This is a genomic window from Bradyrhizobium sp. HKCCYLS3070, from assembly GCF_051167575.1.
Lineage (GTDB): Bacteria > Pseudomonadota > Alphaproteobacteria > Rhizobiales > Xanthobacteraceae > Bradyrhizobium.
In genome coordinates, this window is the sequence record NZ_JBNPTI010000008.1 from 135573 (window position 1) to 159558 (window position 23986).

A 23986-nucleotide genomic window follows, 5' to 3' on the forward strand; every position below is an offset into this window, starting at 1 on the left:
GAAGTATCGATACCGTATTTTTCGGATATGGCCGCCCGCGGTGGTCGTCGGTAGCTATGGACGACAGGGCATTGGGCTCGCTCTGCTTCGCGTTGAAGGCGACAAATCACAAAGGATGGCGTCGGTGAGCGAGAGCCAAGCAGGATGCGGCGCGATATTGCGAATGTTCGACGCGGCTCCCTGACGTTCAGTATCGTGTCACAAAGTTAAGGAGTGCGTCTTCGACGGATATCCTCCCTACGTCACGCCGCCTGTTCGGCGTTCATCGTCGGTGCCGTTCGCCGCGGCGCTGCTTGCCTGCTAATCACCGTGTCATCCACCGCCGCTCGGAGCTCTATCTCAAGCCACCTCGACTTCACCGACGATGTGTTCGCTCAATAGAGTGGAATCAGCGATGATGAATTATGAAGGCATATTTGTCCGGGCGATCGACGCTCTTCGTGAGGAAAGGCGATATCGGACATTTGCCACTCTGGTGCGCAATCCCGAGACTGCGCCGACTGCGCTCTGGCGACCGCCGGGCGAGACACGAGCACCACAGCCCGTCACCGTCTGGTGCTCCAATGACTATCTCTGCATGGGCCTGCATCCGGATGTGATCGAAGCGTCCACGGAAGCGTCCCGGAGCTTTGGCACGGGCGCGGGAGGAACAAGGAACATCTCCGGCACGCACCAAAAAATCGTAGAGTTGGAGCAGGAGCTGGCCAGTCTGCATGGAAAGGAGGCGGCGCTCGTCTTCACGTCAGGCTGGGTATCGAACTTCGCAGCAATCTCCACCATCGGGACTCTGTTGCCGGACTGCGTGATATTTTCAGACGCGGACAACCATAACTCGATCATTGAGGGTATCAGCCGCTCGAGATGCGAGAAGAAGATCTGGCGTCATAACGACGTGAGGCATCTTGAGCAGCTGCTTGCCGCGGAGCCCCGCAATCGCGCAAAACTCATCGTATTTGAAAGTCTCTATTCGATGAGCGGCAGTATTGCGCCCATCGGCGGGATCGCTGCTCTCGCTGAACGGTACGGTGCCATGACCTACATCGACGAAGTTCATGCCGTGGGGCTGTATGGACCTCAAGGTGGGGGCATTTGCGATCGAGACGGCCTCGCAGATCGGATCGACGTCATTCAAGGTACGCTCGCCAAAGGGTTCGGATCGCTTGGCGGCTATGTCGCCGCAAATGCATCGATCGTCGATTCAATCCGAAGCTATGCGCCGTCGTTCATCTTCACGTCGACGATACCGCCACACGTCGCCGCGAGCGCAACGGCGGCGGTACGGCATCTGCGCCGGTCCAAGGCCGAACGCGACCAACAGCAAGCGGTGACGCGCAGGGTCCGGCGTGCGCTTCAGGCCGCGCGCCTGCCGGTCATGGCCAATGAATCGCATATCATCCCGGTCGTGGTAGGCGACGCGCAGAAATGTACCGCCGCGAGCCAGATGCTGTTGGAACGACACAGGATATATGTTCAGCCTATAAATTATCCGACTGTGAGCAAGGGCACGGAGCGGCTTCGTCTGACTCCGACACCGGCCCATCGAGACATGCACATCGACCTGCTGGTCGCCGCTCTCTCTGATGTCTGGGCGTCTCTCGAGCTTCCGTACGATGAACGGGCCGCGCGATCTCCGATCGTTGGCATGACGGACGACGCGGTCAATCCGAAAGACATGACGAATCAGCGGTCGGTTCCGGCGGAGTAAAGGCGGACGCACCGCGCGTCGTGACGATGCGGCATCAGGCATGGCGAGGGCGGATACATGACGCATTCCAAGTACAAGATCCTGTTCGTAACGCAGCACTATCATCCAATTCATCTGGCAGACGACCGGATCTATATTGTTGAACCCATCCAGTACGAAGTGCTGGCGTCCATGCTGGACAAGGATGAGGTGGACATTTCTCTGCTGGATCAGCGCCTTGATCGCCGCCCGTTGGCCCTGCTCGAGACGATAAGGCGCCTGCGTCCAAACTTCGTCGGATTCACGTCTTGGACGATGCATGTCGACCTCGTGCGGATGCAGGCGGCGCTGGTCAAGCAGATCGACCCTTCGATCATCGTTGCGGTAGGGGGGCACCATGCTAGCCTAAGTCCGTCCGACTTTGCGGACCCCAACATTGACTACGTCATGATGGGAGAGGCTTATCTCTCTTTCCGGGATCTGATCCTGCGCTGCCGGGAAAGCGAGCGTAACGTAGCTGATCTGGCAGGCGTTGCCTGGCAGGACAACGGCAAATTCTTCTCGAACGGCAAGGCGGTCGTTCCGAAGTCCTTCGATCTCGACAGCCTCCCCCTCCCGGACCGAAGCATCCTCGGCAAGTATAAGGGCAGATACTATCACCTCTGGTGGAAGCCGGTTGCTGCCCTGAGGACGTCCATGGGATGTCCCGCAAGATGCTCGTTCTGCAACTTGTGGCGGCCGAACCTCGGAAAGTATCTAACGTGGAGTCCGGAATACATCGTCGAGTACCTCAAGACGATCGAGGAGCCGTATGTCATATTTACAGACGACCACTTCTTCGGGGACGGGCGCCGGGCGCACGCCATTGGTGAAGCGATCCTTCGGGCGGGCATCAAGAAGGAGTACTTGTTCTACAGTCGGGCGGACGCGATTGTCAGAGACCCGAGCTTGGTCGCGCTGTGGTCGCGGGTTGGGCTCAAGCGCCTTCGGATGGGTCTGGAGAGCTATTCCGACTCCGAGCTCGGTGCCATGGAAAAGGGCAGCTCCGTGGCGCACAACGACAGGGCCATCGAGATTCTCAAGAAGCATGAAGTCTTGATCGAAGGCCTGTTTATCGTCGGTGTCGACTACAAAAGAGAACAGTTCGAAAACTTGACGAGCTACATCCGCAGCCGAAAAGTCGATATCCCGAACATCACTGTAGCGACGCCGATGCCGGGGACGACAGACTACGCCAAGAACGAAGACGCGCTCATTTACAAGAACCCGACGTACTACGATTTTCAGCACGCCGTGCTCCCCACAAGGCTCGATATCAAGGAGTTCTGCCATCTCTATGGGAAGATGCTGCTCAAGGTCCAGAGACCTCCACTCGAGCAGATCCGGCGCATAGGTCTGTTCAAATTCATTTGTAACGTTCCGTCATTCTGGATCTACTTTCTTCGCGTCTACACGTCTTACAAGCACTACGGCTACGTAGAGCGAAGCGGGGGCGAACTTCCAACACTTCCATGGGTTGATATGCGGCGCGGAAGCTGCGGCGGTGACGCGGTAGCGGACAAGAAATATGGCTCCGTCGACATCGACAAGGTGTTTCCGACAGGGGTTCCGTCATGACGGACGAGGCCGACGTCACGAATGATATCAAGCTGCGCTTCGGACGCCCCGACGATTTTGCCGCGCTTAGGTCTCTGCGGGGCGAGGTGTTCTGTGATGAGCTTGGGATTCAGGAGCGATCCTATCACGACGTCATTTTCGATTGGTATTCGAAGAATGTCGTTTTGCTTGCGGGCAACCGTTTGATAGGTGCTGTTCGTCTTGCCTACATCCGAGATTGGCAGGAGTACTATGTCAGCTACCTATGCCTCGCGGCGCAATACCGCCGGAAAGCGCATCTGCGGCTGTTGTTCGGAGCCATTATTCTGCTCATGAAGCGAAATGGGATCAGGTCAATCAGGGCGGATTCGTCCGACGCAAATCTGATGATGTATCAGGCGATGGGGTGCGTTCCCATCGGAGGAAAGTTCAAGAAGCCAGGATTTGTCTGCGACTGGACACCGATGCGCTACGACATTGGTGTCAATGCAGCGGCGGAGGAGAGTCTTTCAGAACGCGCGGCGGCTCATTTTGAACCGTGGACCGAGAGCGATCTGACATGGGTGTTCGACACCGTGTTTCATCGGTGTGACACCGCGTCGGCATTCGGGGTGACTTTCGAGACCCTTCTCGAAAAGGATCTGATCCCTGGGCATCTGCCGTATCTGGCTCGTCCCGACCGGGTGATCGACCTGCCGCGCGATGAGGCGTTTACGCGTCATCTGAGGACAGTCGAGGTGCGGTCAGATGACGATGAATTCTTTTCGGCAACTTCAACAGCATCTCCCACTCGCCCTGCCTGCCCGGATCGCACGACCATCACCGCGGGCAGTCGGTTCGCGCATCTGAATGCTCGGTTTTCGTCCAAGACCCTGGTGGCGGTTCTTGTCGACTCGGAGGCGTTGGTCTTGGCGCGATTATACGCTGTCCTGACCTGCAAGCGTCTGGTCGAGTTGAACGATTGGGGGGAACTGCCCTCTCTCTGCCCACCGTCCGTATCGAGCGTGACTGCCATTATCGGACCGGCTGATCGGGCACTGTCGAAGGCGGTTTTATCGGCAGCGCAACGCCGATGCGCTATCGGGCTCCTGACCGCCGCGGACCTGCCGGCTCTCTCGTCGACGTTGCTCGGCTCGTATCTGAACTTCATTGGACCAACACAAGTGGCGATCGCGGTCCATCCGGTGGGTCTTGTGTCGTACGAGGCGCCGACAGGCGCGTGCGGTCGTGGGCTCGGCCCAGGTTTGTGGAGCCTCGCCGGTGGACCAGAAATGACCGTCGTCGCGATTGGCCCGTATCATTTGCTCATCGTGCCCGCCAGGATATGCCGAGCTGCCGTAGCGGCCATTTCAGAATTTCTCAAGGTTGGCTATGCGATCGGACAATCAGTCCGATTGGTCCGCGAGGAGTGCCTGGGCGATGAGCCGATCCTGCTGATGGGAGATCCGAGCCTTCGCCTCGATATCGCCCCGTCAGAGAAGAACGCGGAGGCGACGCGGCGCTTGGCGGCCGTCTCGGACTGATGTTCGTGCTGAACAACTCATTTTCGATGCCTGCTTTCACGGCCGCGGTGGTGACAGGGACGCTATGCGTTGTTGGGCCGTGTTTTCTTTTCGGGCTGGCGCTGGTTGCGACGATCTTCGTGCGCGCGATGCCAAGGCGATCGGGTGAACGCAGGCTTGCCGGGTTGAAGAACGAGGTCAGGATCTATCACGACAAGCATGGCGTTCCCCATATCTTCTCGGAGAATTTTCAGGATGCCGCGCGGTGCCTGGGTTACCTGCACGCAAGCGAGCGCCTGTTTCAGATGGAAATTCACCGACGTGCTGGACAGGGGCGACTTTCCGAAATCTTCGGGGCGGATTTCGTCGACACAGACAAAATCATTCGTGTTCTAGGTCTCTACCAACTGGCCAAGACCAGCTTTGCCGCGCTTGCGCCGGAAACTCAATCCACGCTTTCGGCCTATGCGGACGGCGTCAATGCATTCTTGTCGACCCACCGAAGCAAACTGCCGTTTGAGATGGTCTGGTTGAGAATCCGGCCGGAGCCATGGTCTCCCATTGATTCAGTCGTGTGGGGCAAGCTCATGGCTTGGCAAATGAGCCGGAACTATCTCGCCGAGCTGAATCGAGCCGAGTTGACCAGCAGAATCGGAACGGTCGATGCCGGCCCGTTTTATCCGGATCCCATGCGGGGCAAGACCGGACCATTGGTATCGGGTGGGTCTGGTGGCTCGCGCGGACAATCCGACTTTTCAGACAAGATGGGAGCGTTGCTCGGATTGGCCAATGGCGCTTCAAATGCTTGGGTCGTCGCCGGCGAGCGTACCACGAGCGGCCATCCGCTCCTCGCGAACGATCCGCATCTTGACGTGTCGTCGCCGGTGCTCTGGTTTTTATGCCGGATCGTCACCCCCGGAGGATGGGTGAAGGGAGCCGGAGTACCAGGCGTACCGATGATCCTGCTTGGACAGAACGAGAGCATCGCCTGGGGAACCACGGCGGCGATGTCCGACGTTCAGGATCTGTTCGTGGAAACTCTGGATCCGTCGGATCCGACCAAATATCTTGCGCAGGCTGGCTCTCACGCATTTGACAGGCATGAAGAGACGATTCGAGTCCGAGGTCGGCCCGACGTCAAATTCGCCATCCGCAAGTCGCGGCATGGCCCGGTGCTATCCGATGCTGTCCCGCGTCTTGCCGCGCTGGCGGGCAGCGATGGCGTCATCGCGCTATCCTTCAGCGGGCTCGGAGATTGTGACCGCACTGCCGAGGCGTTTCTGAAGCTCAATCGGGCGCGGAATTGGGAGGAATTCAAGGATAGTCTGCGGCTGTACGAAACGCCTGCGCAGAACATGTTCTACGCCGACGTCGCCGGCAATATCGGAGTCATGAGTCTCGGGCGGGTCCCAGTGCGCAAGTCGGAATATGGCCTGCATCCCGCGGCGGGATCAACAGGTGATGCAGACTGGTCAGGCTACGTTCCGTTCGACCAGATGCCGCACTCGTTCAATCCGGCCTGTGGCTATATCCATAATGCGAATGGTCGACCGGCCTGGTGTGGGCACGATGTCTTTATGGGATGCGATTGGGAAGAGCCGTATCGGACACAAAGAGTCCAGCAGTTTTTCGACAACATCAGATTGCACTCGCTGGAAACATCTGCCGAAATGCAGGCCGACATTCTATCTCTCGCCGCTCAGGATCTTCTGCCGATTTTGCTTCGAGCAACCCCGTCCAGTCCACTGGGACGGCAAGCCCTCGCGCTGCTCTCGAAGTGGGACGGCACGATGCACAAGGACTGGGCAGAACCGCTCATTTTCAACGGGTGGATGCAGGCGCTCCGACGAATGCTGATCGATGACAAGGCGAAGGTGAAGCTTGAGTATGTCGGGCCATGTGCGGCTTCGCTCCTCAGGAAGCTTATCCTGGAGCATCCCAAATGGTGCGCTTCGGGCGAAGAGACGGATCTGGAATGTCGTGCATGTCTGACGCGGGCTCTCGAAGAAGCTATGGCGATGCTCTCGAGGCGCCGCGGGTCTGACCTGACGAAATGGCGGTGGGGAGACGAGCACATCTCGACGCTTTCGCACGTCTTCTACTCGCGGATACCGATCTTCAGGTCATTGAGCGAGCTTGGCGTCGGAAGTGGCGGGGACCTGTATACGCTCAACAGCGGAGGTGCTCTGCAGCCGCACCATGATCGCCCGTTCGAGCGGAAACACGTTCCGACATTTAGAGCCCTATATGATCTCGGCGATCCGGATCGGTCCCGCTTCATGACCGCGACCGGCCAATCTGGCCATATCTTCTCGCGCTTTTACGGAAACCTGACGCCGCTTTGGAACGAAGGCGAGTCGATCACGCTGGCTGGCGATGAGTTGGCCTTGCAGCGTGAAGGCGCGACTCTCATGAGATTTATTCCGTAGGGCTGACAGGGCAGTCACATGGCGGTCGAGGAAGCATCTTTGGTCAAATCGGGTGATACGGAAGCCGATTCCTCGGGCGCGCCGTTGCCGCCGGTTGACTCAGGGTCCAGTCGATCAAGTCCCTATGTTTCGGGGCTGATCGCAGTCATGTTTTGGGGAACGACTCCGGCCGCGACGGTACTGGTCGCCCATGACATGCCCTCATCGTTGATCGGGCCGTCCAGACTTCTCCTGGCCGCGGTCTTCCTCCTACCAATGGTTCTCCTGCTTCGGCCGCCGCTTCCGACCGATAGGGGAGGTTGGATTGCCGTCGCGATCAACGGTATGATCGGGTTCGGTGGTTCGTTCTTTCTGCAGGGTCTGGGCTTCTCGCGAACGTCGACTTCGCACGCGGCTCTCATCTTGGCTTGCGCTCCGGTGTTTACATCCATCATCCAGCATGTGCTGTCCCGGACATTTCCCCGCACTCTTTGGCTGATCGGAAGTGCGATGGCATTGTGTGGTGAGACGTTTCTGATCGGCGCTCGTTCGAACGGCGATGTCTTCGGCAGTGGAACAATGGTGGGCGACGTCATCGTTCTCATCGGCACCATTACGGTCAGCATTGGATATGTGGCAGGCGCTCGCGCATCTGCGCGAATTGGCCTGTTCGGAGCGACGGCATGGTCGATCATCTTCGGTGCTGCTCTTGTGACGCCGCTGTTGCCCTCTGTCTTGGAGGCGATCTCCGGGGTGACGGTCGTAGGAGGAGGGGCCCTGTTCTTTCTTGCGGTCTTTTGCACCTTGATCGGATTCGCCGCATGGTTCTGGGCTTTGGACAAGGGAGGCGTCTCGGCGATTGCGCCTCTGCAGTTCGGACAGCCGATCGTATCACTCTTGATAGCCGTGATCTTTCTGGGAGAGCAGCTTTCGATGAGCATTTTCGCTGCAGTTGGATTGGTTCTCACGGGGGTATACTTCTGTCGAAAGTCGGCGTGAGAGGTCGTATCCCGCGAGGTGGGTCGCCGGTTAGCAATGCGGCTCTTGATGTGCGTTCCGCAATAGCGGCTGGGCGAATTGCTGTGCTGGATGAATGCGGTTGCAGGTTGTTGTTGTCAGCGAGCCGAACCGCAAGGTCGAAGAACAGCGTTTCGTTCAAGAACTCGTCGCGGATCTCTGCATCCGGTTCATCATGACGCTGCGGGTGAGCTCGGTACTTTGTCCGAGACGATCGCGCCCGGCTTGCCGTCCGGTGCGACAATCGCAGTCAGCCCGCGCGCTTCCTGCCGCCCGAGAGCGAAGTATCGGCAAACGCACCCAGTCATTCCGCGGTGACGATCGTCGATCGCACAGCTCTCAGCGAACGCTGGCTCGGCACGGTCCTGGCTCGGCACGCTCTTGGCGCGGCGGACCGCAAACTGCTGATCGGCACTCGAACTGCCGAGCTCTCGTCCTTGGACGGGGCTTGCCGCCTGCAGGTGCTTGCGGGCGGCTCGCTGTAGCCAACAGCCAGGAGGCAACTTGGGCCCGGAATGACAGGTCTGGTTAGGTCACCGGCATCGCCGCGCTGTAGGTGCGGTTGGCGCCGTCCACCTGCAAGGAGCATAGATCTAACGGCTCGGGTACAATCTCGCGTTGCGCTTGAAGTACCCCGGTCCTGCGCAGCGCTCCTGCGCAGATGTGACGTCTTGCTTTGGAAGCGGCGAGGTCTCGGAGGGATGGTTGGTCTAAGATGTCAGTGTCGATTCCCAAGCATTTGCGCGATGTAGATACCGTACGGTCAGAGACTCTCGCCTCCAACGCAAGGGTCGGTCGCCCATCAAAGACCACGGGATCGGCGAGTGGTTGCGCATTCCATCCAAGCCGGTTCAGCCGCCGTACCCAACCCGGCTTGGATTGCGCGATAAGACCCGTGATGCCGAGGTACTGACATATCTCTGCTATGGCGACCATCAGTCGACGCGAGGCTAGAACGTCACCGTCTCCGATCTCGGACCTGGCGCAAAGACGGGTCCATTCGAAGATGTCCGGCGCCTTCGGATATGATCGCCCCCGCACCAGCTCCGGATACACGTGCGACAGGAGATGCGGCCTGGTCGTCGGAAGAAGCCGCGAGTACGCCATCACCCGTCCGTCGTGGATATCAACTACATGCAGCGCATCATCACCATCAAACTGGTCCCGATCGCGCCGGTCCGGCTTGACAAGGCTTGACCACGCAAGCGCTTCCACGAAGATCCTATATCTAAGATCGTAGATTTCATCCATAAGGCTGGGGGTCGCCAGTTTTGAATCCTCGTAGAACGCAAATATCATCATGGTCTCCTCGGGTAGGGAGACCAACCGATCATTTTGCAGAAGTATTGGCGATGCCGTTCTAGTACAGTATTTACTTCATACCGGCTTTAGCGAACCATTCAATATCGCGATGCGGACGGCCTCTGTTCGGCTGCCGGCGCGAAGCTTCGACATCGCGTTGCGAAGATATTGATCGACGGTTCGCTTGGAAAGACGAGCCTCAAAGGCGATTTCCTTGGATTTCAGGCCGTGCATCGCCCAATGTAGGCATTCCAGTTCGCGCGGCGCGAGCACGCACGCTCGCTCCTCTTTCGCCGTTGCAGGTCTTTTCGCGTGTATCATTTGGTCGACACGCTGATGACTGAGTAACGCCATGAAATGAAGATTGTGCCGATCGCTTCGCTGCAGCGGCTTGGCGCCCGTCGCAAACGATACGCAGGTTGTGCGCATTTGCGGACCGTGGATCGGGACCGTGAAGCCGTCAATCAGTCCTGCGTCCCTTGCTTCGTCCATGAGCTTTCGTTGTTTTGCGGTGAGCGGCTGAACCGCACACTCCTCGCTCCAGACGTACGGCGTCGCTCTTTCCCGAAGCAGTTGGGCAATCGGGTCTATATGGACATAATTTCTCTCATTATAATATCTGATCCAGGCATCATTCCAGCCACGTAGCTGGATATGAGGCTCGAGGATTTCCATTCGGCTCGGCAGGTCAGCGATAAAGACGCCGGTCACTCCGAAGCGCTCAGTGGAGGCTAGAAGCAGCTCGAGTAGGCTGTCGATGCTAGTAGCATCAGCGATAGCTTCGCCATAGGCCTGAGGGATCTCAAACATTGCCTTCTGTCTCGAACGCAAAGTAGTCAGGATACTGCCTATAGCTGACGGATATCTCTCATCCGGACAGTCACCTTAGAAGTTCGCGAGTCGCCACACATTCAACCAGCGCACCTCCTCCGGACGTTCCGTTCAGAAATTCCTCGTCTCGCCCGCGCGGTCGTGCACAAAAAAAATGGAGAGTCGCTTCTTCGACATGCCCTACAACCTCTGCGGATGATTAGCAGTGACGGTATAGGAATGCAACCGTTCTGGTTTCCTTGGAATGGTTTTTTGCAGATTGAATGGCAATCTGGTCGGAGCGGTGCGTCGAATGTCTGCCGTACGGCTCTGGTAATCGGCCGCAGACATCAAGAAAGCTGTGGCGAAACCCATTCACCGATTCCTCTGCTGGGCGGCTCTCGCTGCCATCAGACGCGACCGAACGATAATGAACGGCCAGAAGCCGGCGGCCCCGACGTCCTGGGTAGGAGACGAGAGTGTCAGCGAATACACGTATTGATTGACGATGAGAAGACTGACCCAGCCAGCACTTGAAAAGCGGTCTGCAAGCGCTGCGTTTTTTCGCCATCAACGCGAACAGCCGGCCTGCTGAACCGATCGCGCCGCGCGTCCGGATACGACGCGTTCATTGAGAAGGCAAACAACCAATTGATATTGCGGCAGTTCGTCTCGACGATTTGCCAAAATGGCTTTGATATCGTTGCATCATCAAACTGATTTTGAATCCGCCATGCGGCCTCTCATCCAGCAGCGTGGCCCGACGTCATGAAATCGTCATTGGTGGAATGACCATGGAAGTTACTGGCAAGTCATACGCCTCTTAATCAGCGGGTCCTAGGTTCGTGCCCTATGCGTCTGCCGCCAACAATCTATGGTTGTGTTTGATCCAAGGCCTGAACTGCAGGCCTCGTACGGGCAATCTTCAACACGGTGGGTGAGATCGATTATGTCGTCGGTGACGTGCCCGTGGTTGCTCACTCTGCTCGAACCAAGGAGCGCGACATCAATCGACGCCCGTGAGGCCGGCACATCGAGACTGTGAATAGTTCGGATCAAAACGATCAATTTTACGAATGATCTGGGATCGCTCATCAATGACGCGATCGGTCGGGCGCGGGCGCGTCGCCATGAGGTCGGTCGGGGGCAAGCTCGTTTCGTAGAAAACGCGCCACCAAGGGGGGATTCATGACAAGAGGACTGCAGCGGTCCGCTTCCGCAGCGTTGATGTTGGCCGGGATGATCCAGGGTGCGTGGGCCGCCGAGAACGCGGCCACCAACTATCCGGCGGGCTCGCCCGGCGTGTTCATTGCGTCGTTTCCGCCGATCCCGGGCCTGTTTGCGATCAGCCAGACCAGCTACACCAGCGCCAACGGCCTGTATGACGGGCAGGGCAAAAAGCTGCCGATCGACTTCAAGCTCTCCGCCGTGTCGGAGACGATGCGGTTTCTCGCCAGTTATCCCGGCGACTTTTTCGGCGCCCATGTCTATTCGCAGCTCGTGGTGCCCTTCGTCCATCTCGAAAGCACCAATCCCGGCGGATCGTTCCAGGCCAACGGCCTTGCCAATCTGACCTTCTCGCCGATCATTCTGAGCTGGGCGCTGTCGCCCGTGCAGACCTTCACGGTCGGCCTGGACATCATGCCCAACACCGGCACCTATTCGGCGCGGCAGCCCCTCAACGTCGGCACGAACTACACCACCATCTCGCCCGTCCTCGCCTATCGCTATGCCGATCCGAAGGGCTTCGAATTCGCCGTCTCGCCACGTCTGCTGCTCAACGGCACCAATACCGATTCGGTCAACGCCTTCACGCAGCTGACCCAGCAGTACCGCAGCGGTGATGCGCTGGTGGTCGACTTCAACGCGGGCTATAATATCGGCGCCTGGAAGCTCGGCGTCGTCGGTGGCTATACGCATCAGTATCAGGACGACAAGATCAACGGCGTCAAGGCATTCAATTTCGCCGGGGTGCAGGACGGCAACCGGTTGCGCTCGATCAATGCAGGCCCGTCGCTGACCTATAATGCGGGCCCCTTCCAGATCAACGTAAACTACCAGCATACATTCTACGTCGAGAACGGCAGCCGCGGCGATACGGTCTGGGCCAATCTGGCATTCCCGATCTGGGTGCCCGCGCCGCCGCCCGGAGCCGGACCGATCAAGCGCTGACTCGCGCAAGCTGGATTGATCGCTCCTCAACGAAGGCGGCCGGCGTCTCGCGCCGGCCGTTCGCCATCGCCAGTGCCGGTCGACGGTGGTCAGGGCAGCTCGGCGACGACCTCGCGGATCAGAGTGCGCAGCCACAGCAGGCCGGCATCGTTGGAGCGGTAGCGATGCCATTGCACGCGCTGCCGCAGCGCCGGCAGCGCGATCGGCAGCTCGATGATGCGGATGGGAAGGCTGCGCTGGGCGGCGATGGCGAGCCGCCGGTGCACGGTGGCAAGGCGGTTCGTCCCGGCAACGAGATGCGGAATGGCGGTGAACGCGTAGACCGAAACGTCCTCGCTGCGGCTCGTGTTGCGCTGCTCCAGATAATAGGTTTCGAGCGATTGTGCCGCGATCGCCGGCCGCATCACGACGTGGGACGACTTGGCGAAATCCTGCCGTGACAGCTTGCCCTTGCCATACTTTCCCTTGCTCCACGCGATGACGCAGAAGTCGTCCTCGAAGATCACCTCGGACGGGTGCAGCTTGGAGCTGAATTCCTCCGGGATGATCAGCAGGTCGACGTCGCCGCGCTCGAGCGCGCGCTCTGGCCGCTGCACCTGCTGCAGGAAGTCGAAGCGGATACCGGGCGCAAGGGCCTCGCTGCGCGCCAGCAGCCGCGGGATCAGCGTCACCAGCGTGTAGTCCGACGCCAGGATCTTGAAGCAGCGGTCGGACTGCGCGGGATCGAACTCGGCAGACGAGGCGATGGCCCAGTCGACCCGCACCAGAAGGTCCCTGATCGAGTCCTTCAGCGTCTCCGCTCGCGGCGTCAGCTCCATTTTGCGGCCGATCTTCACCAGCAGTTCGTCATCGAAATAGGTTCGCAGACGCAGCAAGGCATTGCTCATCGCGGACTGCGTCATGTTCATGCGCGCGGCGGCGCCGCTGACGCTGCGCAGGTGCAGCAGATGGTCGAGCGCGACCAGGAGATTGAGGTCGAACTTGTTGTTGAAGCGCATGGGCGGCCTCGCTCGAGGTATTCAAGAGATCAATGCGATCAATCTTGTTAATCAATTTTTCGAAATGGTCAAACGGGGCTATGCCAGACCTCGGGAAGAACGTCGAGGAAGACGCGTGGCCGGGCCGCGCGTCGCGAGTGCATTCATGTTCAAGTATTTTCCGACCAACTATGTCTGGAATCTCTCGGTCGATCTCGCGATCGAGATGGGCGCGCGGATCGGCGAGATCGAAGAGATGTGCGCGCCGCTGCAGGAGGCGGCCCGGCAGCCCGATGCCAACGGTACCCAGGCCTTCCGCGAGACCTGGGCGCGGATGGCAGACAAGCTCTGTGCGCTCGCGTCCGAGGACGAGGCGAAAGGGCGGCTGCTGTCGGCCGGCGAGAAATATGGCCGCGCAGCGAGCTATCTGATCACCTGCGAGCGTCTGCAGGCGCACGAGGCGCCGGGGCGGCTGGCGCTGTACCGCAGATGTCTCGACGTGTTCGCCAAGGGCATTGCACTGGCGCGGGAGAACTGCGAGCGCGTCGAGATTCCCTATGAAGGCTCCCACATTGCCGGTCTCATGGTCCGCGCGGAAGGGCGCGACGGGCCGGCGCCGCTGCTGGTGCAGGTCAACGGCCTGGATTCGACCAAGGAGATGAAATACCGCGTCGGCTTGCCCGCCTGGCTCGCCCGACGGGGCGTGTCGTCGCTCGTGATCGACCAGCCCGGATCGGGCGAGGCGCTCCGGCTGCAGGGTCTCACCGCGCGCCATGACAGCGAGCACTGGGCGTCCCGGGTCGTCGACTGGCTGGAGACCCGCAGCGACGTCGACCCGAAGCGGATCGGTCTCGAGGGCGTCTCGCTCGGTGGCTACTACTGTCCGCGCGCGGTGGCTTTCGAGCCGCGCTTTGCCTGCGGCGTCGCCTGGGGTGCCAATCACGATTGGCGCGACGTGCAGAAGAGGCGCCTGCAGAAGGAAGGTGATTTCCCGGTCCCGCATTACTGGGCGCATGTGCGCTGGGTGTGGGGTGCGAGAGATCAGGACGACTTCATGCGGATTGCCGAGCAGGTTCACCTCGACGGCATTCTCGACCGCATCAAGGTGCCGTTCCTGGTGACGCATGGCGAAAAGGACTCGCAGATTCCGCTGCATTGGGCCGAGCGGACCTATGAGCAACTGGTGAATTCGCCCAAGCGCGAGCTGAAGGTCTTCACCGCGCGTGAAGGCGGCGCCCAGCATGCGAGCTTCGACAACAGCATCAATGCCGGCCACTACATCGCGGACTGGGTCGCAGAGACATTGAACGGACACATCGCCTGAAGCAGCAGGTGGAGAGGAAAGTTATGAAAATTGTCGGTCTGGAGAGCCTGATATTCGGTGTCGACGACGTGAGAGGCGCGGCGCGCTTCCTGGTCGATTACGGGCTGACGCCCGTCGACGTCTCCGATCGCGGCGGCCGCTTCGAGGCGATCGACGGCACCGCCGTGGTGATCGCACGGCAGGATGATCCGGCTCTGCCGCCGGCGCCCGTGCCGGGCTGCCGTCTGCGCAAGACGGTGATGGGCGTCGCCGACGAGGCGACGCTGGGGGCGATCACCGCCGAGCTGCGGCGCGACCGCGAGGTCCGGCGGCTGCCCGATGGCTCGATCGAGTCGACCGACGATTCCGACTTCGTGATTGGCTTTCAACTGACGGCACGGCGGCCGTTCCTGCTGGCCAGCGAGATCTCGAATGCGCCGGGCGGCGTGGTGTTCCGGCCGATCAACAGCCTCGGCGTGCCGCCGCCGGGCAGCGTGATCCGTCCGCGCTCGCTGTCGCATGTGGTCTATTTCGTGCCCGACGTGGTGAAGGCCGAGGCGTTCTACGTCAACCGGCTCGGCTTCCGCTGCACCGATCGCTTCACCGGCACCGGGCCGTTCCTGCAGCCGGGCGGCTCGCTCGACCATCACACCCATTTCCTGATCGGCGCGCCGCCGCACATGCACGGCGTGGAGCACTTCACGTTCCATTTCGGTGGTCCTTCGGAAATGATCACCAACGGCTATCGCTTCGTCGAGAAGGGCTATCAGGCGTTCTGGGGCCCCGGCCGTCACATCCTGGGCTCGAACTGGTTCTGGTACTTCAATAGCCCGTTCGGCTGCCACATCGAGATGGATGCCGACATGGACCAGCACGATGCGAGCTGGCAGCCGCGCGAGGCGACGGCATCCGCCGACAATTCGCAGACCTTCCTGATGAAGATGCGCAAGAAATGGTACCCCGGCCCCGGAATCCCCGAGAATGGCGACTACGCGTGAGGCCGAGGCGCGATGGATCCGGCTGTGCCGCGCCGATGAGATCGGCGAGGCGCAGTCGCGCGGCTTCGATCCCGATGATGAGGGGCAGGACAGCCTGTTCGTCGTGCGCCGGCACGGACAGCTGCATGGCTGGCGCAACGCCTGTCCGCATATCGGCGGTGCGCCGATGGCCTGGCGCAGGGATGCGTATCTCAACGCCGACGGCACGCGTATCGTCTGTCACGCGCACGGCGCCGAGTTCATGCCCGACACCGGGCTGTGCGTGCAGGGGCCGTGCCGCGGCGAGCGGTTGAGCCGTCTCGAGCTCGTCGTCATCGACGGCGAGTTGTTCGTAAAGTCATAACATGCCCGCAAGGGCGGACTGCAGAGGGGGAAGCACCATGGCAGTGGTGAGCAGGGTGCTGACGATCGGAGGCGGCTTTTCCGGTATGGCCGCGTCGATCCAGATGCGCAAGGCGGGCATCAACATCGATCTCGTCGAGGTCGATCCGAACTGGCGGCCGGAGGGCGCCGGCATCACGGTCAGCGGACCGACCTTGCGCGCGCTCGAGACGATCGGCGTGTTCGCGGAATTCGCGCGGCGCGGCTACACGGCTGACGGTGTCGACCTGTTCGCGCCATCGGGGCATCGGATCGGCGAGATCCCGACACCGAAGGCCGTAGGATCGGATGTGCCCGGCGGCGGCGGAATCATGCGGCCCGAACTCGGGCGCATCCTCGCCGATGCGACGCGCGCCGCTGGCGTTCACGTGCGTGTCGGCTGCACCTACACGCGGATCACGCAGCACGACGGCGATGTCGAGGTCGCCTTCACCGATGGCACGACGGGCCGTTATGATCTCGTGGTGGCTGCCGATGGCGTGCATTCGAAGACGCGGGCGCTGCTGTTTCCCGAGGTCAAGTCGCCGCAATACATCGGCCAGGTGGTCTGGCGCGCCGTGCTGCCGCGGCCGGCCGACATCGTGCGTCCGCGGATGTGGCTGGGTGGTGCGGTCAAGGCGGGCGTCAACCCGGTGTCGCCGAGCCACATGTATATGTTCGTGACGGAGGCGCGGCCGGAAAAGCTCCAGGCCGAGCGCGCGTCCTGGCCGCAACTGGTCGCGGACCTGCTGGCGCCGTTCAGCGATCCCGTGCTGGTGGCACTGCGGGCGCATTTGTTCGCTCCCGACGCCGCCATCGACTATCGGCCGCTCGCCAACTTGCTGGTGCCGGCGCCGTGGAATCGCGGCCGCGTCATCCTGATCGGCGACACCGTGGCCGCGACCACGCCTCACCTCGCCTCCGGCGCGGGCATCGGCATCGAGAGCGGCATCGTGCTGGCCGAGGAGCTGGGTCGCGCGACGACCCTGCAGGAGGCATTCGACCGCTTCCATGCGCGCCGCTGGGAGCGCTGCCGCATGGTGATCGAGAACTCCGCGCAGCTCTGCCGCATCGAAATGGAGAACGGCGACAAGGCGGAGCACGCCAGGATCATGCGCGAGTCGATCGTCGGGCTGACGCAGCCGATCTGAGCCAACAACATCAACGAACAACATCATCAACGGGGAGGAAGCCATGACGGTGACGACGGAGACGTGGCGCGGACGCATCGCGCTGATGGTCGCGCATTGCGCCGGGATGGTCGATCTCGTCGCGCTGCCGGTCTGGGTGGGCGCGCTGATCGAGCGCTACAGGTTCAGCCCGCAGCAGGCGGGACTGCTGGCCACGCTGTTCCTGCTGGGCGCCGTGCTCAGCAGCCTGTTCTTCGCACCTCGCTTCAACCGGATGAACGCCCGCCTGGCGGCGGCTGCGGGATATGCCGTGGCCGCACTGGTGTTCCTGGCCGCGAGCCGAACGTCGGAGTTTGCGCTGCTCGCGATGCTGCACGCGCTGGGCGGCGCAACAGCGGCCTGCGGGCTGAGCTTCACTCACGGCACCATCGCACGCAGCGCCAACCCGCACCGCCTGTTCGCCATCGTCGGAATGGCGCTCGGTGTGTTTGCCATTCTGTTTCTCGGCATGACGCCCAATCTCGTGGCGAGCTTCGGCGGCCAGGCCTTGTTCGTCGTGTTTGCCGGCGTGATGGCGGTCGCGGCGCTGGCGGCGGCGCTGTCATTTCCGAAGGGCGTGGTGCGCAGTGACGAGGATCTGATCGCGGAGGTCAGCCATCTGCCGCGCGCCGTCTGGTTCGGCATTGCCGGCATCAGCTGCATGGCGCTGACCCAGGCGATGCTGTTCAGCTTCATCGAGCGGATCGGCGCTGACCGCGGCTTCGAAGCTGACGCGGTGACGGGCGTGCTGATCGCGCTCGGCTTCGTCAACCTGCTGCCGGCGCCGCTCGCCGCCATAATGGAGCGGCGGCTACCGGCGAGACACGTGCTGCTGGCGGGCCCGGTCTGCCAGGCGCTGATCGCCGTGACGATCACCTTCGGCTCCGGCTTCGTCGCCTATGCGGTCCCGACCGCGATCTTTGCCGCGGTAATGATCTTCACCCACACCTTTGCGTTCGGGCTGCTGTCGCGTCTCGACCCGACCGCGCGGGCGTTGGCCGGCACGCCGGCGATGCTGATGATCGGCGCTGCGATCGGCCCCATTCTCGGCGGCACCTTGGTGCAGCTGTTCGGCTATCCTGCGCTCGGGCTCGGCGCCGTCATCATCTCATCCGTCGCCGTCGTGATGTTCTCGCGCGTGTTCGCTGCGCGCGGCGCGGCGTCCGCCGCCTCTCTCGAAATCGCCTGACCAGGAGGCCTCCAGCATGACCCTTCCGCAGATCCGCCGCGTCGTCACCGGCCATGACGCGCAGGGCGCCGCCGTGATCTCGTCCGACGGCGCCTTGCCAACCGTCACCGAGCTGGCGGCGATCCCCGGCACCTTCTTCCACGAGGTCTGGAGCACGCAGGCAACGCCGGCGCTGATCGACAACGGTCCCGATCCGACGATCGGGCCGCTGCGGCTGCCGCCGCCAACGCATGGCAGCCGCATCCGCTTCGTCGACATTCCGCCGGATACCGAGGACTTTCTCCGCAACGGCGCGGCGCGCATGAATGCCGCGTTCAGCCAGATCGGCGACCCCCACGCCTCGACCGTGACGACGGAATCGCCACATCCGCTGATGCACCGCACCGAGACGATCGACTATGGCATCGTCATCTCCGGTGAGATCACGCTGGTGCTCGACAAGGGCACCGCTGACCTCAAGGTCGGCGACGTGGTGATCCAGCGCGGCACCAACCACGCCTGGGCCAACCGCAGCGACAAGCCGTGCCGGATGCTGTTCATCCTGGTCGACGGCAAGTTCGGTCCCGAAGCCAACCCGACCAAGGCCAGCTGATGAGACTCGCGACCTATCGGAACGGCAGCCCCGACGGCGGCCTGGTCATCGTCTCCGGGGATCAGGCGCGCGCGTGCAATGCCAGCGCCATCGCACCGGATCTGCTGACGGCGCTGCGGAATTGGCAGCAGGTCGAGCCGGCGTTGCGCCAGCTCGCTGAAAGTCTCGAGGATGGATCGGCTGCCGATGTAACGGCGTTCGATCCCGCGCGATGCCTCGCACCGCTGCCGCGCGCGCCGCAATGGCTGGATGGCTCGGCCTTCCTGAATCACGGACGGCTGATGGATGTCGCCTTCAACAAGCCGCCGATCCCCGACTTCGACACCGTCCCGGTGATGTACCAGGGCGCCAGCGACGACTTCCTCGGGCCGCAGGACGATGTTCCCTTCGTGACAGAAGCTGATGGCATCGACTTCGAGGGCGAGTTCGGCGTCATCGTCGACGACGTGCCGATGGCTGCTTCTGCCGAAGAGGCTGCGCAACGAATCCGGCTGCTGGTGCAGATCAACGACTGGAGCCTGCGCGCGGTCGGCGCGCGCGAGGTTCGCACCGGCTTCGGCTTCCTGCAGGCGAAGCCCTCGACCAGCTTCGCGCCGTTTGCGGTGACGCCGGACGAGGTCGGCGATGCCTGGCGCGATGGCCGGCTCGACATGGCCCTGCATGTCCGGCGCAATGGCGAGCGGATCGGCGCAGCCTCGGGCCGCGAGATGGCGTTCTCGTTCCCGCAGCTGATCGCCCATGCGGCGCGGACGCGGCGGTTGACGGCCGGCACGATCATCGGTTCGGGCACGGTCTCGAACGCCGATCGCGCCGCCGGATCGAGCTGCCTTGCCGAGGTCCGGGCGATCGAGATGATCGAACACGGCGCGGCGCGGACCTCGTTCCTGCGCTTCGGTGAGGAGGTGACCATGCAGGCCTGCTTCGCCGATGGCCGGCCGGGTCCGTTCGGGCGTGTCGCGCAGCGCGTGGTTCGTGCGGCGGGCGCCGATCGGCCGGATTGAACCATGCGTATTCTTGTCACGGGGGCCGCGGGCTTCATCGGCCGTGCGCTGCTGCATCGGTTGCTGATCGACATGGACGGTGCTGAAATCACCGCACTCGATCTCGCCGAGGCGCCAGCGGGATTGTCCGGTGCGCGTCTGTCCTGGATCCGAGGCGGCCTCGACGATCCCGCCGTGCTGGAGCAACTCGGCGCCGCGCCGTTCCACCTCGTGTTCCACCTCGCCAGCATTCCCGGCGGCCGCGCCGAGGCCGCGCCCGCGCTCGGCCGCCGCGTCAATCTCGATGCGTCGCTGGATCTCTTCCAGCTGCTGGCGGAGAGCCGACATCGGCCGCGCGTGGTCTATGCCAGCAGCATCGCCGTCTACGGCGCGCTTGCGGAGGCGCGGGTCAGCGCACGCACGGAGGCGCGGCCGGCGATCACCTATGGCGCGCACAAGCGGATGGTGGAGATCGCGCTCGCCGATCACACGCGGCGCGGAGATCTGTCGGGTATCGCACTGCGGCTGCCCGGCATCGTGGCGCGGCCCAGGCCCGTGAGCGGCTTCGGATCGGCGTTCATGAGCGAGCTGCTGCATGCGCTGTCCGCGGGCGAGCGCTATGTCTGTCCGGTGTCGCCGGGCGCGACGGCCTGGTGGTTGTCCGCGAAGGCCGCCGTCGACAATCTCCTCCTCGCCGGGAAGCTCGATGTCTGCGGAACCCTGCAGCTTCCGGCGCTTCGTCTCTCGATCGCCGAGGTGGTGGACGGCCTGGCGCAGCTGCTCGGCGCGGAGCGCGCCGCGCGCGTGACGTTCGATCCCGATCAAGGCATAGAGGACGTCTTCGGCCGCTATCCCGAGTTGGATGCCACCGCCGAGCTGGCCCTCGGCTTCGCCCACGATGGATCGGTGGCGGAGATGATCGCGAATGCGGTGCGCGCGATCGCGTGACGGGGAATGAGCCCAACTCGCCGGACCAGCATCTGTCGGGCGAGGCCATGGGCGTCGCGGCCATGGCGTCCCAAAAGGAGTGCTGATTCTTTGATTTTGTTGGTTTTCCCTGCTTCCTTAGGGAGCGCCAGTTTCCAAGCTGAACTATTGATTTCTGGGAGTTTGAGTCGGACTACATGTTCGGCAGGATGGGCGTTGACGCCAAGGTCGGTGGTGCCGCAATCCCAGGCTGGACCGTTACGGCTCTGGTGTTCATTCCATTCGCGGCTGGTTATTTCCTGTCGTACCTGCTCCGGACGATCAATGGCGTGGTCTCCCCGCGCCTCGCCTCCGAGCTTGGACCGATGCTGATGATCGCTCTTGGCGCTCGCCGAGGCGAAGCAAGCCACGCGTCTGGAGGTCGTATCAATAGAGCCGAGCCGGACAAATGCAGCGCTGCGGTTGGAGGCTCCGGCACGTCGCGATGAACTGATGTGCCGGCCGAACCGGCTCCATCGGGGAGCGGCGGAGGCTCATTTCGCACCCGACAGGAAGCTCTTGATGAATTCGACGGCTCCCGCCGATTTTGCCGGATCGGGCGGCGGCGCTTCGGCGGCCGACGGTTGCGCCGCCAGACGCGCGGGGTGCGCGTGAAGATGCCGCGTCCGCCGGTGGGCGTAAGTGGCGCTCTGCCCGTGCCTCTGCGAAGCACTGCTCACGGTGATCGTGATCTTCTTCGATACCAGCGGTGGATCGAAGTTGAAGTGCATGCCGTCGCCCAGGACGAGCTGCAGGGTATGCTTGCCGGGGGGCAGCTCGATCCGGGCCTCGGTCTCGCCCGCGCCATAGTGCAGGTGCTTTCTGTCCTGCGGAATCGGCTCGCCCGGGCTGATCGGCTCATCGGCGTCGATCAGGAGGTGATGATGGCCGGTGTTGGCAAAGGCGTCACCGGCATGGGTCACGCCCATGTTGCGAAGTCCGAAGCGGCACCAGAACGCGCTCTTCACGGTGTCGCCGTCGGTTGGCGTGATGAAATACAGATAGGCGTCCTTCGGCGCCGTTTTCGCCTGCGCCCATGCGAAAGTCGGCAACAGCACCAGCGTGCAGGCCAACACGGTGGACCCGAGCGTCGCGACTGGGGCGAGACGACGTCGTCGCCAGGGCGTCAGATCCAATAGCGGCGCGCGACGCGCAGATTTCTCACTCCACATAAATCCCCAACTCATAAACAACGACGATCATCGATCGCAAATATCGAACGGTGTAGCCGGTCCATGAATGGGGCGTAGCGCGGCAAATTTGAGGTTTCGATCGGTCTCGTCCTACGATTCCCGATAAGAATTTGAATAAAGAGGCTCGGCAGACCAGGCGTCCTGCGGATCTGCGACGCTGGTGTTCGCTGTGGTGCGAGACATTTGCGGGCGCAGGCCCCGCATCGGCGTCGACGGCACGCTGGCCTGGCTCAGCATACCGCGGCCGCATCAGAGCGAAAGAGCGAGGCGAAAGCCATGGGTCGGATATCTGACGCGTCCATCATAGCGGTCGCGGCTCCCGCTGCGGGCATAGCTCGCATCCTTCTTCCATGAACCCGAGCGAATGACATGGACGAAGCTCTGCTCGTCGATCCATGCCGAGCCATCGGACGGCGCGCCCTGATAGCTCTTGTGCCAGCTGTCGGCCACCCATTGGTCGACGCTCCCGCCCATGTCGAACAGGCCAAACGGATTGGCCGCAAAGCTTCCGACCTTCATGAGCTGCGCGGGCGCGCCGGGCTCGTTGCATCCGTTGCAATTGGCCATGCCGGAGCGCATCCGGTCGCCCCACCAGAACGCCGTCGTTGCGCCGCCGCGCGCTGCATATTCCCATTCGGCCTCGGTCGGGAGCCGGAACGGCTTGCCGACGGCCCGCGAGAGCCAAGCCAGATAGCCCCTGACGTCGTCGTAGCCGACATTTGTCACGGGGTTGTCGTCCGGGCCGCTCATCACGTCGGCGCATGCCCCGTCAGCCACGCACGCCTTCCATTCGCCAATCGTGACGGGGTACTTGCCGAGCGCGAACGGCTTGATCGTGACGCGGTGGACCGGAAGCTCGGAGCTCTCGACGCCGCCCATCGCGAATGCCCCTCCTGGAATCATCACCATGTCAGGCAGGCGAATCGCCGCTGCCTCCGCCGGCCCTGGGGTCGCAGTCGACTCTGCTGCCGGCGCAGTCTCGGGAGCGGTCGCAGCGCTTGCCGATGCGAGCAGGGCGGGCGCCTCGAGCGGCGCGGTTTCAGCGGAACGCGAGAGCGTTGCAGTGTCCGAGGGCGCGTCCGGCATCGGCGCCGGGGCGGTCGCGGCTGACATGGCCTCTGCCGTGACGACGCGCACCGAACTCTCGACGCTTGCGCGGCTCGACGCGGCCACGGAGGCCTCGGCGGCTTGCGGCTGTGTTGGCGGGGGAGCGGCCGGCTCCCGCGCCAGCATGAACCAGCTGGCGGCGGCAGCGAGCAACAATGCGCCGAGGCCGGCCGCCGCAGTGCGGGTCCAGACCAGCGGCCTGCGCTCCGCCCTCGCCGCGGCCGCACGAAGCCTCGTGGCCAGCCTGTCGTAGCCGTGCGCCTGCCAGATCTCCGCGCGGCTGCGCGCCTCGTTCGGGGCGTATTGAGCGATCGAGACGCCGGGAATGCTGCAGACGACCCGTCCCGGCTGTCCGCCACCGGGAGCGGTGGCCTCGACCTCGGCCGCATCGCATCGTGCGGCGAGCGATTGCTTCAAGGGGCCGCACATCATCAACAGCAGTCCGCCGTCACCCTTGCTTCGGCGCTCCCGGATGTCGGGGCACGCGACCTGCTCGTCGAGGCGGTGGAAGCCGGGTGGGCGCAGCGCGTTCATCGCCACCCGCACGATCCGGCCGCACTGCTCGCAAGGCACAGGATAGGTCACGGCGGTCAGCGGTCGCTCGTCCCGATCGGTGGCCGGCGCCTGCGCTGGCGCGACGACGTCGATGCCGATCATCGGA

At 62.4% G+C, this 23986-nt stretch carries 19 protein-coding genes; 14 read left to right on the forward strand and 5 right to left on the reverse strand.

The window, feature by feature from the left end:
• Window positions 1–397 precede the first annotated feature (397 nt).
• From hemA to ACQR03_RS23585, 5 genes are read left to right on the forward strand one after another with little or no spacing between them, the layout of a single operon-like run.
• Window positions 398–1705, forward strand: coding sequence for a 5-aminolevulinate synthase (hemA, locus tag ACQR03_RS23565; protein ID WP_434841969.1), 1308 nt, complete (start codon window positions 398–400; stop codon window positions 1703–1705).
• Window positions 1706–1762: 57 nt separating this feature from the next.
• Window positions 1763–3301, forward strand: coding sequence for a B12-binding domain-containing radical SAM protein (locus ACQR03_RS23570; RefSeq protein WP_315752039.1), 1539 nt, complete (start codon window positions 1763–1765; stop codon window positions 3299–3301).
• On the forward strand, window positions 3298–4803 hold the full coding sequence (locus ACQR03_RS23575) for a hypothetical protein (RefSeq protein WP_315752038.1): 1506 nt from the start codon (window positions 3298–3300) through the stop codon (window positions 4801–4803). The genes ACQR03_RS23570 and ACQR03_RS23575 overlap by 4 nt, the downstream gene beginning before the upstream one ends.
• Complete coding sequence (locus tag ACQR03_RS23580) at window positions 4803–7211, forward strand: penicillin acylase family protein (protein WP_315752037.1); 2409 nt, start codon at window positions 4803–4805, stop codon at window positions 7209–7211. Before ACQR03_RS23575 ends, ACQR03_RS23580 begins: the two co-directional genes overlap by 1 nt.
• 18 nt (window positions 7212–7229) lie before the next feature.
• Entirely contained in the window at window positions 7230–8189 is a 960-nt protein-coding gene (locus ACQR03_RS23585; RefSeq protein ID WP_315752036.1) for a DMT family transporter, read from the forward strand.
• A 546-nt stretch (window positions 8190–8735) separates the two neighbouring features.
• On the opposite strand, the gene ACQR03_RS23590 is transcribed toward ACQR03_RS23585, so the two are convergent.
• Both ACQR03_RS23590 and ACQR03_RS23595 read right to left on the reverse strand, forming a co-directional pair.
• The gene (locus ACQR03_RS23590; protein WP_434841935.1) at window positions 8736–9506 is read right to left on the reverse strand and encodes an acyl-homoserine-lactone synthase; all 771 of its coding nucleotides are present in this window, start codon (window positions 9504–9506) and stop codon (window positions 8736–8738) included.
• 78 nt (window positions 9507–9584) lie between these two features.
• Entirely contained in the window at window positions 9585–10319 is a 735-nt protein-coding gene (locus ACQR03_RS23595; RefSeq protein WP_315715569.1) for a LuxR family transcriptional regulator, read from the reverse strand.
• Window positions 10320–11507: 1188 nt separating this feature from the next.
• Between ACQR03_RS23595 and ACQR03_RS23600 the strand changes: the two genes are divergently transcribed.
• Window positions 11508–12491: a SphA family protein gene (locus ACQR03_RS23600; RefSeq protein ID WP_315715570.1), complete on the forward strand. Its 984-nt coding sequence runs from the start codon at window positions 11508–11510 to the stop codon at window positions 12489–12491.
• 89 nt (window positions 12492–12580) lie between these two features.
• On the opposite strand, the gene ACQR03_RS23605 is transcribed toward ACQR03_RS23600, so the two are convergent.
• Entirely contained in the window at window positions 12581–13489 is a 909-nt protein-coding gene (locus ACQR03_RS23605; RefSeq protein WP_315715571.1) for a LysR family transcriptional regulator, read from the reverse strand.
• Window positions 13490–13634: 145 nt separating this feature from the next.
• On the opposite strand from ACQR03_RS23605, the gene ACQR03_RS23610 reads away from it, so the two are divergent.
• The 8 genes from ACQR03_RS23610 to ACQR03_RS23645 are packed head-to-tail and all read left to right on the forward strand — an operon-like array spanning window position 13635 to window position 21007.
• Window positions 13635–14792: an alpha/beta hydrolase family protein gene (locus ACQR03_RS23610; RefSeq protein ID WP_315715572.1), complete on the forward strand. Its 1158-nt coding sequence runs from the start codon at window positions 13635–13637 to the stop codon at window positions 14790–14792.
• A 23-nt stretch (window positions 14793–14815) separates the two neighbouring features.
• Entirely contained in the window at window positions 14816–15769 is a 954-nt protein-coding gene (locus ACQR03_RS23615; RefSeq protein ID WP_315715573.1) for a VOC family protein, read from the forward strand.
• On the forward strand, window positions 15753–16112 hold the full coding sequence (locus ACQR03_RS23620; protein WP_315715574.1) for a Rieske (2Fe-2S) protein: 360 nt from the start codon (window positions 15753–15755) through the stop codon (window positions 16110–16112). Before ACQR03_RS23615 ends, ACQR03_RS23620 begins: the two co-directional genes overlap by 17 nt.
• 37 nt (window positions 16113–16149) lie before the next feature.
• On the forward strand, window positions 16150–17280 hold the full coding sequence (locus ACQR03_RS23625) for an FAD-dependent oxidoreductase (RefSeq protein WP_434841936.1): 1131 nt from the start codon (window positions 16150–16152) through the stop codon (window positions 17278–17280).
• A 49-nt stretch (window positions 17281–17329) separates the two neighbouring features.
• Window positions 17330–18487, forward strand: coding sequence for an MFS transporter (locus tag ACQR03_RS23630; RefSeq protein ID WP_315715801.1), 1158 nt, complete (start codon window positions 17330–17332; stop codon window positions 18485–18487).
• A 16-nt stretch (window positions 18488–18503) separates the two neighbouring features.
• Window positions 18504–19079 carry a cupin domain-containing protein gene (locus ACQR03_RS23635; RefSeq protein WP_315715576.1) on the forward strand — a complete coding sequence of 192 codons (576 nt, stop codon included), beginning with the start codon at window positions 18504–18506 and terminating at the stop codon, window positions 19077–19079.
• Entirely contained in the window at window positions 19079–20080 is a 1002-nt protein-coding gene (locus ACQR03_RS23640; protein WP_315715577.1) for a fumarylacetoacetate hydrolase family protein, read from the forward strand. Before ACQR03_RS23635 ends, ACQR03_RS23640 begins: the two co-directional genes overlap by 1 nt.
• Window positions 20081–20083: 3 nt before the next feature.
• Window positions 20084–21007, forward strand: coding sequence for an NAD-dependent epimerase/dehydratase family protein (locus tag ACQR03_RS23645; protein ID WP_434841937.1), 924 nt, complete (start codon window positions 20084–20086; stop codon window positions 21005–21007).
• 512 nt (window positions 21008–21519) lie between these two features.
• Here the strand turns inward: ACQR03_RS23645 and ACQR03_RS23650 are convergent.
• Together ACQR03_RS23650 and ACQR03_RS23655 are read right to left on the reverse strand one after the other, a co-directional pair.
• Window positions 21520–22083, reverse strand: coding sequence for a DUF4399 domain-containing protein (locus tag ACQR03_RS23650; RefSeq protein ID WP_316193436.1), 564 nt, complete (start codon window positions 22081–22083; stop codon window positions 21520–21522).
• A gap of 384 nt (window positions 22084–22467) precedes the next feature.
• On the reverse strand, window positions 22468–23982 hold the full coding sequence (locus tag ACQR03_RS23655) for a formylglycine-generating enzyme family protein (protein WP_434841938.1): 1515 nt from the start codon (window positions 23980–23982) through the stop codon (window positions 22468–22470).
• Between the last annotated feature and the right edge of the window lie 4 nt (window positions 23983–23986).